Origin of the sequence: Clostridium paraputrificum (genome assembly GCF_900447045.1) — a bacterium.
Classification (GTDB): Bacteria; Bacillota; Clostridia; order Clostridiales; family Clostridiaceae; genus Clostridium; species Clostridium paraputrificum.
In genome coordinates, this window is record NZ_UAWH01000005.1 from 395,194 (window position 1) to 408,185 (window position 12,992).

A 12,992-nucleotide genomic window follows, 5' to 3' on the forward strand; every position below is an offset into this window, starting at 1 on the left:
TTGAGAAGATATTTAATAAAGTTATATAAAAATAGTGTAAGATTTAATTAGGATATTCGTTATTAATAGTAGAGGCCTCTTGAAAGGAGTTTTTGTATGAAAATAAATGAAGAAAATTATTTAATAGAGCTCTGTAAGAAAAATGAAAAGGCATTAGAGTACATCATAGACAAATACTCTGCTATTGTAAACGGAGTTGTAAGAAAGGTATTACTTCCTTTAGAAAACAATGGGTTAATAGAGGAATGTATATCAGATATTTTCTTTAGTGTTTGGAATAACATAGGCAAGTTTAGTGGAGAAAATGAAAAATTTAAAAATTGGATAGCAGGAATTAGTAAGTACAAGGCTATTGATTATTATAGAAAGTATAGTAATGAAAAGTATAAGACAAGTGATATAGACAAGCATAATTTACAGGATAGTCAGTCTATAGAGGAAGATATAATTATAGGAATTGAAACTAGAAAGGTATTGGATTTAATAAACTTTCTTAAAGAGCCAGATAAAAGTATATTTGTTATGAAGTTTCTATTTGGATATAGTTCTAGAAAAATATCAGAAAAGTTAGATATAGGGGAAGGGACTATAAACACTAAGGTGAGTAGGGCAAGGAAGAGGCTTAGAGCTAAGTATACTACTTTAGAGGAGGTAGAAAATTATGAGTAATGATAATGATATATATAAAGTGTTAAATGATATAGAATTTGATATAACCTCAGAAATGGAAATACCTATGGATGATATTCAAAAGAAAAGGCTTAAGAAGCAATTAAAGAACAGAGTAAGTAGTACAAGAATGTCAAAGAGATTAAAGATTGCTTTAGTAGCTAGTTTAGCAGTTGTATTTATGTTGGTTTCACCAATGGGAAGGAATGTAGTAGCTAAGATAAAAGAAGCTTTATTTTTTAATCCAGGTTTAGGATTAGTTAGTACAAGTGAGGAAGTATACGTATTAAAGGAGCCTATAGTAACTAAAATTGATGGAAAAGAAGTTTTGATAAAGAGTGTAATTAGCAAAGAGAATGAAGTAACCATAGGGATTTGGATAGAATATGATTTTAATAACTCAAAAATAGAAGAAGAAAAGTATATAAATTCTTTAAAGGATAAGTTCAGTATAAGACTTCCTAATGGAGAGTTAGTAAAAACAGAGATGTATTCAATAGGAAGTGGTGGCATAAGGAGTTCTTTTAATCAAAGCTATAAAACTGAAGGGATGGTTAAAGAGTTTACTTTGGTAAGTGATAATAAAGATGTTATTAGTATTTCATTAGTAGAAGAAGATAAGTTATATAAATATAGTGATGTTGGAGGAAATAGTAAAGATAGTGGAATTATGATTGGAGGTAATAAGTATATTTTTGAAGAAAATACTTATATATCTCTATGGAATAAGGAAGATATTAATATTCAATCTAATATTTTTTATCCTAAAGATTACTTTTCAATTTCAGACGATAAAGGTAAAGCTTATAATGTAAATTCTTCTAACTACTCAGGACAAGGAAATGAGTTTGTAATAGGCGGAGAAGTAAAATCAAATTTAAATATTAATATAAATAGAGTAGAGGTAGACTATAACTTAGTAAATATGCCAAAGATAAAAGTTAAGATTCCTGAAAAAGGAGAAACAATAGAGGTAAATAAAGAGATTTATTTAGAAGATATAGACGAAAAAATTTTATTGAAGTCCATAAAAGGAACAGAAGAATCAGTAGAACTATATTTTGATGTACATAAGTTTAAAAAGGAAGATTCACAGATATTCTTATTAAATGCGAATTTCCGCAATCATGGTTGTAGTGGTTCAGCAGATGGTTCCCCTATAATTATGAATTTTGATTATGAAGACTTAAAACTATCAGAAAGAATAACTGGAAGGTTAGATTTCCAGATTGGTGGAGTAGATTTATATAAGGATGGAGATTGGAACTTTAAAATAAGATAAGGTTAATTAGTAGTAGTCTACAAAATAAATAATAGGCTACTATTTTTTTATAATCTTTTCTTAATTACCATAGTTATATAGAATATACATATGGAGATTTTGTGGAATAATTTGGAGTTTTTAGAAAAGAGTTGTAACATTATATATCTTTATCCGTTATATAAGTGAGGGGTGGTGGTGATTATTGAGAGGCAAGTATTAGATACTTTGTATAAAAAATATTCAAATCAAATTTATCTTTATATATATTCCCTCTGTAAGGATAATCTATTGGCACAGGATTTATGCAAGACACCTTTTTTAAGGCATTAATATCGATGGAGAGTAGTGATGAAGATATTTTACATTGGTTATATAAGGTTGCTAGAAATCTTTATATTGATCAGTGGCGAAAAAGGAAAAGATATATTGTTCAAGGAATCGAAAATATTGATATCTACAATGAAGATGATGTAATAGATAAATTACTAGTTGAAGAGCAAAAGATGATATTATATAAAGCTATATTAAAGCTTTCTATCAAGGAAAAAGAAGTAGTAGAGTTGTATTATTTTAGTGAATTGAACCAACAAGATATTAGCAATCAGCTTGGAATGTCGCCAGGAAATATAAGAGTAACCTTACACAGATCAAAGCTTAAGCTAAAGAAAATAATTACTGACCATAAGGATCTATAAAGTTAGGGAGGAGGATTTTATGGGGGATAAGGATATATTGAAAAAGTATAAAAGTGGAGAGTTAAATGAAGGGGAAAAAGCTAAAATAGAAGAAGAGATAGAAAAAGTTGAAGCTATAAATGAATATTTGAATGATAAAATTGATGAAGAATTATTTGGAACAAATAAAGTAGAAGAATATAATTTAGATGAAATGGGAAAAGAGCAAGATGAACTAACTATTAATATAAACAAAGCTATTAATAATAAGTTAAAAAAATATGCAATAATAGTAGCAAGTTCAGTAGTTACTTTTATTATGTTTATATATATTATCTTATCACCAATTATGAATTTAATATTCTATAATCCAGCTAAGGAGATTAAAGTGAATAATGGCTCTATTAATCAAATAGCTATACCTATATTTGCATATATGGATTTACATTCTGTGGATAGAGGATTTATTTATAAGCCCAAAATTGAAAAAGAGGGCTTTGGTAAGTATCAGATTACGTTAGAAACGCAACTAGATTCACATTTTGAAAAAAGAACAGCAACAATAAAAAGAGGAAGATTAGTAAATGAAGGTGATTATGGTTTTTTATATCTTGGAAGTGGAATGAAATGGGGAACATTTTCTTTTAATAGACAGGTAGGAAGTGATTATAAAAGTGAAGATAGAGCAAGGGAAATATTTGATGATTTAAAACCAACAACTAAAGTAAAGGTGGCTATTTCTTTTAAAAATAATATTACTGTAAAAGAGTTGTGTGATTATATGAAAAAGTATGATAAGGTAGGCTTCTTCTATGCACCAGTAAAAATAAGTGAAGTTGGCTATCAAGGGTACACTGGAATTACACTAGGCAGATCAGGATATGGAATGACTAATTTTTATGATAAAGAAAAATATCCATACCTTGATTTATTACAGTATGATGGTGTTGATATACCTCCAGAGATTTACGAAGAACACTTTATGACATTACTAAATTATATGAATGACCAAAAGAAGTTTAATAAGGTTATTAGAAGTTATTTTGATTATGAAAGTATAGTATCCTATGTAGAGCAGTATGGAATATATAGCTATGGGGTAGTGGTAAAGGGAACAGTAGAGGAAGTTAAGAAGCTTATGGAAGATGAAAATTATGATGATATTTTTGTTCTAGATACCTGGTTAACAAGTTATACAAATTAGAAAAAAGCATGGCTATAATTAGTCATGCTTTTTATTGTAAATTAATTATTCTTAACTAATTTAATTTCTTTACCAATAGCCATACATTTAGAATTATTTCCATGACCGATATCCTCAGTTTTAACTATAGGCATATTTTTATCATTAACAATTTCTTTAACTAATTCCTCAATAGTAGGATTATAATTATTTTTCTCCATTTCAGTAAAAGTTCCAAGTATAATTCCGTTAATTTCTTTAAATGCTCCCATAAGCTTTAACTGAGTTAAAAAAGTTCTCATTTTAGCAACATCTCCACCAAGACTTTCAAGTAAAAGTATTTTACCTTTGAAGTTAGGCATATATTTAGTTCCAGCTAGTTTTAAAGTACATCTAATATTACCTCCAATAACTATGCCCTCCATAGATTCTCCTTGAATCCATCTATAATCAATATTAAATAGATCATTATTAGAATCTTTAATAAAGTTACTAAATCTATTTAAGTTTTCCTTGTTAGCGACAATATGCCTAACTTGATAAAGGTAAGAAGTGTCACCAACTTGGGAATATATACTGTTTAAAATTACTGATAAATCACTATATCCTATAAAAGGCTTAGGATTATTTTTTATAATGTCAAAATCTATATACTCCAAAACTTCGTTAGCTAAGTCCCCACCAGAAACATCAAAAATTGCATCAATCGAAGAATCTTTATATAGTTTCATTAATTCTTTTCCACGTTCCTTGCCACTACCACTAGAAAGCCCATCATCTTTAACATAAATAGCTGAAGATAGGATTACATTTAACCCAAGAGAGCTAAGAATATCTAAAAGTTTATCTAGTGTAGGTCTTGCACTTTCTTGAAGACCATTTGAACAGCTTATTATTGCTACATTTTTCATTAAATTCACCTTCTTATAAAAGTTTTTATTCTATAATATCATAGTTTGTCATTTATCCTATATTTTTATTGATAGAATATTAATTAATTGTATAATAGAACTATAATTTACAATCATTGGGGAGGACTGAAAATGAGTAATTTAAATAATTTAAGAGAAGTCATGAAAAAAGAAAATGTAGATTATTACATAATTCCAAGTGGTGATTCACATCAAAGTGAATATGTTCCAGAGTACTATAAAGGAAGGGCTTATGTATCAGGATTCACAGGTTCTGCTGGTACTTTATTAGTTGGGATAGAAGAAAGTTATTTATGGACTGATGGAAGATACTTTATTCAAGCAGAAAAAGAACTTAATGGTTCAGGAATTAAGCTTATGAAGATGAATATACCTGGTTATCCAAGTTTAATTGAGTGGATAAAGAATAATGTTAAAGAAGGAAAAAATTTAGCTTTTGATGGAAGTACAATCTCTACTAATGAGTATAAAAATTATAAAGAATTGTCAGAAAAAAATGGATTTAATATAAAGATGGATAAGGACTTTTTAAATGAGATTTGGAGTGATAGACCAGAACTTTCAAAAGAAAAGATATTTATCCATGATATAAAATATTGTGGAAGATGTACTAGTGAAAAGTTACAAGAAGTGAGAGATGAAATGAAAAAACTAGAGGGAGAAAACTATGTAATTGCCTCCTTAGATGATATAGCTTGGCTATTTAATATAAGAGGGAATGATATAGCTTATAATCCTGTAGCTTTAGCTTATGCTTTAATAAGTGATAATGAAGCAGTGCTTTATATTGATGAGGAAAAGGTAGCTAATGATGATAAGAGAAGATTAGAAGCACAAGGTGTAACTCTAAAGCCATATAATGATATTTATAAAGATATAAAGAATGTAACTGAATCTATTATTATTGATGGTGCTAAAGTTAATGGAAAACTTTATTATTTAATTTCAGAAGATGTGAAAATAATAGAAAACTTAAATATTACAACATCTCTTAAGGCAGTTAAGAATGAAGTTGAAATAAAGAACATGGAAGTTTCTCAAGTGAGAGATGGAGTAGCCATGGTTAAGTTTATTAAATGGCTTAAAGAGAATGTAGGAAAAATAAATATGACTGAGATATCAGCATCAGATAAGCTTGAAGAAATAAGAGCTAAGGGAGAGTACTTTAAGGGATTGAGCTTTAATACAATAGCTGGTTATAAAGACCATGCAGCAATGATGCATTATTCAGCTACAGAAGAAAGCCAATATGAATTAAATAGTGAAGGAATGCTACTTATAGACTCAGGAGCTCAATATTTAGATGGAACTACTGATATAACAAGAACATTTATATTAGGATCAATAACTGAAGAAGAGAAGAGAGATTTTACTTTAGTATTAAAATCTCACATAGCCCTAGCTACAACTATTTTCTTAAAGGGTACTAATGGATGTAACCTAGATGCTATAGCTAGAAGACCATTATGGAAGTATGGTATGGATTATAAATGTGGAACAGGTCATGGTGTTGGATTCTTTTTAAATGTTCATGAAGGACCTCAAGGAATAAGGCCTTTTTGTAATACTATAGCACTTGAGCCAGGTATGATACTTACAAATGAACCAGGAGTTTATAAGGAAAATAAACATGGAATAAGAACAGAAAATACTCTATTAGTTACTAAAGCATTTAAGAATGATGAAATGGGAGAATTCTATAAGTTTGATACTATTTCATATTGCCCAATTGACTTAGAAGGGGTAGATGTTTCTTTATTAGATGAAGAAGAAAGAGAATGGTTAAACAATTATCATAGAACTGTTTATGAAAAGTTAAGTCCATATTTAACTGAAGAAGAAAAGAAGTTTTTAGAAAAGGAAACAAGAAGTATTTAAATAATAGAGATTAAAAAGAGAAATCCGTGAGGATTTCTTTTTTTATAAGTTTATCTTATGGAATAATAGAAAACAAATAATTGTTACCTTAATTCTATATTAAATTACTATTTATTTTTTTTTAAGTGGAATAAATTAATGTATAATTAAATAAGTGGAAATAATAAGGAAAAGTAGGGGGATTATGAATAAATCAAGTAGTGAAAAAAATAAAAATAAAAAAAGAATTTTATTCTTTATAGGCTGTATAGTTGTAGGTTTTTTGGGAGGAGTTTTTCTTGGAAAAACAATAAGTCTTAAGAGTATAGGCTTTAGACCAATTGATTTTTTTATAATATTAATATCTTTGTATGTGTGGATGTTTATATCAATTAATATTCATGAATTTGGTCATTTTATTTTTGGTAAAAAAGCGAAATATAAGTTGATTGGATATTCAATTGCTTGTTTTAATTGGTTTTACGAAAATGGGAAAGTAAAATTTTATTTGAAATTTAATAAAGAAATTGGTGGACTATGCTGCATGATGCCAACTAAAGAGAGTACTAGAAAGGATCATCTTTTATTTATTTCTGGAGGAGTTATTTTTAATTTTATAAGTATATTACTTATGTTGTGTGGATTGTTTTTAATGCCTTCTGGAAAAGTGCTATTAAAAGGAATATTAATTACAGGAATAGTTGTAACTAGCTTGTTAGCTATAATTAACTTTGTTCCAATAAAATCTGTAGGAATAGCTACCGATGGTAATATTCTTTGGAGTATTTTAAGAAATGAACCTTCAGGACAAATTTACTTAAAAATTTTAGACGTAACTAATAAATTAAGGTTCGGAGTGAGTTTTAAAGACTTAGATTTAAACTTTGATATTAAAAGCAGTGAAAAAGTAGATGTGACAACAATACAAATAGTGTTATATGAATATTTTAAAGCTTTGGATTTAGACAATATAGAAGAAGTGAAAAACAACATAGAGTTTTTGGAAAATCATATTGATATTATTCCAGAGTACTCAAGACCAGGATTTTATAACGAATTTATATATTACTATTCTGCAATAGAATTAAGAGAAGAAAAAGCAAAAGAATATTTTACGAAAGCTAAAAAATTATTACTTAATGATAAAGATATCAATGGTAGAAGAACTTTAGCGTCATATAAGCTGTTTATTGAAAATGATTATGAGGAAGCAAAAATATGTTGTTTTGATGGATTATCAGTAAAGGATAAGTTCCCATTTAAGGGACAAGCGTTATTGGAAGAGAAACTTATTATGAAAATATTAAATAAAGTTAATGGGGGGAATAATAATGAATAACAAAAAGTATATTTTGGGGATTGCTTTAATTGTAATAGGTATATTAGGAATAGTAGACAAAATATTTAATATAAGGTTGTTTACTATGGAAACTTTATGGCCAATCTTTTTGCTAGTACCAGGATTGTCTTTTGAAGTGGCCTATTTTGCAAATAGGAAAAGCCCAGGAATGTTAGTGCCAGGAGGGATTCTAACTACATTAGGATTACTTTTCCTATTTGAAGAGATAACTAGATGGCGCTTTTCAGCTTATACTTGGCCAATTTATACTTTAGCTGTAGCAATAGGTTTATTTCAATTATATTTGTATGGTGGGAAACAAAAGGCTTTATTGATTCCTATTTGTATATTATCATTTGTTACCTTTGGTGCATTTTTTTCTATGATATTTGGAAATGTATTTCATTGGATGAATAGATCTTTAGTGTTTCCTATAATACTAGTTGCAATTGGATTATATATGGTTTTTTATAATAAAAAAGAAGAGGAAGAATAGAGAATTTAAAGATTTTAATACAGTGATTTCATAGCATTAATATTTGTCCACTACAGATAATATAAGTGTAATCAAAATTGAGGAGGGATATATTATGAGCGAACATAATTGTCACTGTCATCATGATAAGAATCATGAACATCATTGCCATCACAACCATGGAGCAGATGATTTAAACTGTAACAGAGGAAGCATGGTAAATATCTGTAACTGTGGATGCGGACATGGAAAAGATGAAAAACCAAATCCAAAGAGTGCTACAAATAATCAATGGTCTTAAAGGCTGGTGATTAGAGTGAGTGAAAAAAAGTGTAAAAGCTGTTCAAGTCAGCAAGAATTAGAAAAAAAGAGAAATGGTAACGCTAAGAAAAATCATAAATAAAATAAAAGCTACAAAACAATCTGTTTTGTAGCTTTTACTTTATGAAAATTTATCTTTTTGCATAGTAAGTTATATTATTATCTCTATGTTTATTTATTGAATATTCATAAGGTCTTCCATTAGTTAAATAGCCTGTATTTTCAATTTGAAGGGCTAAAGAATCCTCTGGTAATTGCAAATATTCACAATCTTTTTTAGAAAGCTTTATAGCACTAATATTTTTAATAGCATGACTTACTTCGTAATCAAAGGAGTTTTCTACATAATGAAGTAAACTATGTAAACAGTCCTCTTCCTTTAAGTCTGGTAAAAGAGAATAAGGAATAAATGTTTCCTCTGTATGTGATGGAGTTGTAGAAACGTATCTTATTCTAATGATAGACCAAACTTTAGCCCCTTCATCCAACTTTAACATGTTACATATCTCAGGCGTAGCTATTTCTAATTTGAATTTTACCACTTTAGATGTAACGGAACTTTCTCCATATAATTCAAGTAAAGATGAAAAGTTTAAACTGTGATTAGATGGTAAGGAGTTTATGTAAGTTGGACCACCATGAATTCTTCTTAAATATCCTCTTTCAATTAGATTTTCAGTAACTTTTCTAATAGTATGTCTATTACAGTTATATTTTATAGCTAATTGACTTTCTGATGGCATTCGTTCATCAACTTTATATTTTCCTAAGGTAATGTCTTCTATTATATCTCTTATTATTTCCTTACTTTTCAACAAAACCACCTCATAAATGCTAAATGTTTCATATTTAATTTTATCATTAGTAAAATTTATTGTATAGACAAATAGTTACTGTGGAATAAAAATTGTATAGAATAAAATTAAAGAAAGGGCAGGAGGTAATGGCATGGAAAAGAAATTTATATTTCCAGAAAATTTTTTGTGGGGGTCAGCAACATCTGGACCACAATCAGAAGGGCGTTTTAATAAAAAACATGATAGTGTGTTTGATTATTGGTATGATATAGAACCAGATGCTTTTTTTGATAAAGTAGGACCAAACGTTGCATCTAATTTTTATAATAGCTATAAAGAAGATCTAGCTATGATAAAGGAAATTGGATTAAATTCTTTTAGAACATCAATCCAATGGACTAGATTAATAAAAGATTTTGAAACTGCAGAAGTTGATGAAGATGGTGTAAGATTCTATAACGATATGATAGACGAATGTTTAAAGAATGGACTTACTCCAATTATGAATTTACATCACTTTGACTTACCTGTTGAATTATACAAAAAGTATGGTGGATGGGAATCAAAGCATGTAGTTGACTTATTTGTTAAATTTGCAGAAAAGGCATTTGAGTTATTTGGAGATAGAATAAAGTATTGGACTACATTCAATGAACCAATAGTAGTTGTTGAAGGTCAATATTTATATAAATTCCACTATCCATGTTTAGTAGATGGTAAAAAAGCTGTTCAAGTTATGTTTAATATAAATCTTGCATCAGCAAAGGCTATTGAAGCTTATAGAAAAGGTGGATATAACAAGGATGGAGGAAAGATTGGAATAGTACTTAATTTAACTCCTTCATATCCAAGATCAGAAAGTAAGGAAGATTTAGCTGCAGCTAAATTTGCAGATGATTTCTTTAACAATTCTTTCTTAGATCCAGCTATAAAAGGTAAGTTCCCAGAATATTTAGTTGAAAAACTTACAGAAGATAAGGTTTTATGGGAAGCTACAGAGGAAGAAATGGCTATAATAAAGAACAACACTATAGATTTCTTAGGTGTTAACTATTATCAACCAAGAAGAGTTAAGTCTAAGGAAGAAGCATATGACGAAACTTTAGGTTGGATGCCAGATAAGTATTTTGATAACTACATTATGCCAGGTAGAAGAATGAATCCATATAGAGGATGGGAAATCTACCCTGAAGCAATGCATGATATAGCTATGAATTTAAAGAATAATTACAACAACATTCCTTGGTACATTTCTGAAAATGGAATGGGCGTAGAGGGTGAAGATAGATATAAAAATGAAGATGGAATAATAGAGGATGATTATAGAATCGACTTTATTAAAGAGCATTTAGAGCACCTTCATAGAGGAATAGAAGAAGGATCAAACTGTTTTGGTTACCATACATGGACACCAATAGACTGCTGGTCATGGTTAAATGCCTATAAAAACAGATATGGATACATTTCAGTTGATTTAGATACACAAAAGAAGACAATTAAGAAGTCTGGAAGATGGATTAAAGAAGTAACTGAAAATAATGGATTTTAAGAAGTACTAGAGAAAAAAATTAAGGTACTAGAGAAAAATTAAATTAGATACTATAGATAAAGCTGCCTGAAAAGGCAGTTTTTTTATTATATACTTAAGTATTTTGTAAGAAATAGATTAGGAGGTTATGTGCTAAAATGAGGAATATAAAGTAAAAGTGGAGGGGCTTATGGAAAAGAATAACGAGATAAATATTAAGGATAAGTTTCTTAAGAATGTATGTAAAATTTGCGGAATTACTTGTAGCATTATCAGCCACATTTCTTATATTTATATGGATAAAGATAAAAACAAAATATAAATTAATTAAATTATTTTCTAATCTTATTTGTACATTAGCAGTTATTATATTTATGATTGGGCTAATACTTATAAGCATAATGTATACTCATGAGCATAAAGATAATGGACTAATAGCAAGAGTACACACTGGTATTCATTATACAAATGTGTATTTTTTTGAAGATATAAATATTTTTATTATGAAAGAGTCTAGTAGAGAAGAAGAAATGTATGATGGAAGCTATGATAGATATGCTAGTGATAATTAGATTACTTAATTATCATTATTATGCAAAGAATATTTACAATTAGTAGTACTGGTACGCCAATAGTAAATTTCTTATGCTTAGTTTTATGTCTAAATGTATACATACCTATAAGAATTCCAAGTGCACCACCTATTAGGGCAGTAAGCATTAGTGTATTCTCACTAATCCTCCATTTATTTTTTACAGCTTTTCTTTTATCTAAAAACATTAATATAATTCCTATTAGATTGATTGAAATAATATAATTAGCTAACAATTTAAACATAATTCACCTCTACAAATAATTCTAAAAATATCATACCATAACCTTCCAGATAAAATAAATAAAAAAAAAATAATTTTCTTACAACAATCGACAAACTTTTCGGAAGAAATATGATAACGTTATAATTGAAGGTAGGGGAATTAATATAAATATATTAATAACTTTCAATTAGAAGTATAAAAGAAGAATGAGAGAGAATAAGGGAAAAGTTCTTATAGATAAAACTATAAGAATTTTTTGTTTATAGAAATAAAAAATAACAAGCTTTAGAGGCTTGTTATTTTTTAATATAGGGGGATTCATATGGGTGTGTGTTCCATATGAATTTTATAATTTATGATTTCATTAATATTATGGACAAGTTCACAGGTTTTATTCATAAAAATAAGAAATAAATAAAGTTGTTAATAAAATAGGATAATTAGGATTAATTAATAAAAGTTATTATTTATAATTGACTGTTTAAAAAATGAGGAGTATTATGAAATTAATAAAAGTGGAATAAAGGAGGAATATTTTATGAAGCTTATAAAGGATTTAGTTGTAAGTGTAAATGATAGAATTCTGTTCATTATTGGTGGTTTATTATGGACTTTTGCTGGAGCAAGAATTTTTACTTTAGGGTATGGAGATTTATTTAATAATTCGCAGAATCCATTTAGTTATATATTAGGAACTATAATTGTATATATACTTTTTTATAATTTTATTTTTTCTAAGATGGTTAAAAAACATCTAAAAAGAATAATAGATAGTGCAAAAGAGAAGTATTGTATTTTTTCATTTTTTGATATTAAAGGATATGTAATTATGGCTATTATGATAGCTGGGGGAATAACAATAAGAAGTTCAGGAATTATTAATCCTGTCTATTTAGGAAGTTTCTATTTAGGTTTAGGTGGAGCTCTGGCTACTTCTGGAGTAATGTACTTCTTATCAGGGATAAATTATGAAAGAACATTAGCAACATTTAAATAGAATCTTTTGAGGGGGTAAGCGTACTAAGGTACGCTTTTTTTATTCTTTAGGAAATTATAGCTATTATTAAATTCTGGATAACTTCAGCAATTTAGGGATATGTTAACTCATTTTTTAATTACCTTTAGTAGGAGTGGG

14 protein-coding genes are annotated in these 12,992 nt (G+C 28.1%); 11 read left to right on the forward strand and 3 right to left on the reverse strand.

Annotated features, from left to right (window positions below):
- The first annotated feature begins 96 nt into the window (after window positions 1-96).
- The 4 genes from DR024_RS01910 to DR024_RS01925 all read left to right on the forward strand — a co-directional run bounded on the left by DR024_RS01910 (window position 97) and on the right by DR024_RS01925 (window position 3,811).
- Window positions 97-669 carry a sigma-70 family RNA polymerase sigma factor gene (locus DR024_RS01910; protein ID WP_027096970.1) on the forward strand — a complete coding sequence of 191 codons (573 nt, stop codon included), beginning with the start codon at window positions 97-99 and terminating at the stop codon, window positions 667-669.
- Window positions 662-1,951, forward strand: a complete 1,290-nt coding sequence (locus DR024_RS01915) for a hypothetical protein (RefSeq protein WP_055183514.1) — start codon at window positions 662-664, stop codon at window positions 1,949-1,951. The genes DR024_RS01910 and DR024_RS01915 overlap by 8 nt, the downstream gene beginning before the upstream one ends.
- Before the next feature lie 284 nt (window positions 1,952-2,235).
- Window positions 2,236-2,628 (forward strand): RNA polymerase sigma factor, encoded by a 393-nt coding sequence (locus tag DR024_RS01920; protein ID WP_055183513.1) that lies wholly within the window; start codon window positions 2,236-2,238, stop codon window positions 2,626-2,628.
- A gap of 19 nt (window positions 2,629-2,647) precedes the next feature.
- A complete protein-coding gene (locus tag DR024_RS01925; RefSeq protein WP_055183512.1) occupies window positions 2,648-3,811 on the forward strand; it encodes an anti sigma factor C-terminal domain-containing protein in 1,164 nt (387 codons plus the stop codon).
- A gap of 41 nt (window positions 3,812-3,852) precedes the next feature.
- Here DR024_RS01925 and DR024_RS01930 read toward each other — a convergent pair whose 3' ends face one another.
- Entirely contained in the window at window positions 3,853-4,701 is an 849-nt protein-coding gene (locus DR024_RS01930; protein WP_055183511.1) for a S66 family peptidase, read from the reverse strand.
- Between the two features lie 126 nt (window positions 4,702-4,827).
- On the opposite strand from DR024_RS01930, the gene DR024_RS01935 reads away from it, so the two are divergent.
- The 4 genes from DR024_RS01935 to DR024_RS01950 all read left to right on the forward strand — a co-directional run bounded on the left by DR024_RS01935 (window position 4,828) and on the right by DR024_RS01950 (window position 8,694).
- A complete protein-coding gene (locus tag DR024_RS01935) occupies window positions 4,828-6,600 on the forward strand; it encodes an aminopeptidase P family protein (protein WP_055183553.1) in 1,773 nt (590 codons plus the stop codon).
- 184 nt (window positions 6,601-6,784) lie between these two features.
- The gene (locus DR024_RS01940; RefSeq protein WP_055183510.1) at window positions 6,785-7,918 is read left to right on the forward strand and encodes a site-2 protease family protein; all 1,134 of its coding nucleotides are present in this window, start codon (window positions 6,785-6,787) and stop codon (window positions 7,916-7,918) included.
- Complete coding sequence (locus tag DR024_RS01945; RefSeq protein WP_055183509.1) at window positions 7,911-8,414, forward strand: hypothetical protein; 504 nt, start codon at window positions 7,911-7,913, stop codon at window positions 8,412-8,414. The genes DR024_RS01940 and DR024_RS01945 overlap by 8 nt, the downstream gene beginning before the upstream one ends.
- Window positions 8,415-8,508: 94 nt before the next feature.
- A complete protein-coding gene (locus DR024_RS01950; protein ID WP_027096962.1) occupies window positions 8,509-8,694 on the forward strand; it encodes a hypothetical protein in 186 nt (61 codons plus the stop codon).
- A gap of 151 nt (window positions 8,695-8,845) precedes the next feature.
- Here DR024_RS01950 and DR024_RS01955 read toward each other — a convergent pair whose 3' ends face one another.
- Window positions 8,846-9,529 (reverse strand): GntR family transcriptional regulator, encoded by a 684-nt coding sequence (locus tag DR024_RS01955; protein WP_055183508.1) that lies wholly within the window; start codon window positions 9,527-9,529, stop codon window positions 8,846-8,848.
- Window positions 9,530-9,662: 133 nt separating this feature from the next.
- Here DR024_RS01955 and DR024_RS01960 point away from each other — a divergent pair, with 133 nt between their 5' ends.
- Together DR024_RS01960 and DR024_RS01965 are read left to right on the forward strand one after the other, a co-directional pair.
- Complete coding sequence (locus DR024_RS01960) at window positions 9,663-11,060, forward strand: glycoside hydrolase family 1 protein (RefSeq protein WP_055183507.1); 1,398 nt, start codon at window positions 9,663-9,665, stop codon at window positions 11,058-11,060.
- A 215-nt stretch (window positions 11,061-11,275) separates the two neighbouring features.
- Window positions 11,276-11,611, forward strand: a complete 336-nt coding sequence (locus DR024_RS01965) for a hypothetical protein (RefSeq protein WP_055183506.1) — start codon at window positions 11,276-11,278, stop codon at window positions 11,609-11,611.
- A 1-nt stretch (window position 11,612) separates the two neighbouring features.
- Here the strand turns inward: DR024_RS01965 and DR024_RS01970 are convergent, their stop codons facing one another.
- Window positions 11,613-11,876 carry a DUF1294 domain-containing protein gene (locus DR024_RS01970; RefSeq protein ID WP_027096958.1) on the reverse strand — a complete coding sequence of 88 codons (264 nt, stop codon included), beginning with the start codon at window positions 11,874-11,876 and terminating at the stop codon, window positions 11,613-11,615.
- Window positions 11,877-12,395: 519 nt separating this feature from the next.
- Here DR024_RS01970 and DR024_RS01975 point away from each other — a divergent pair.
- Window positions 12,396-12,854, forward strand: coding sequence for a hypothetical protein (locus DR024_RS01975; RefSeq protein WP_027096957.1), 459 nt, complete (start codon window positions 12,396-12,398; stop codon window positions 12,852-12,854).
- Window positions 12,855-12,992 lie beyond the last annotated feature (138 nt).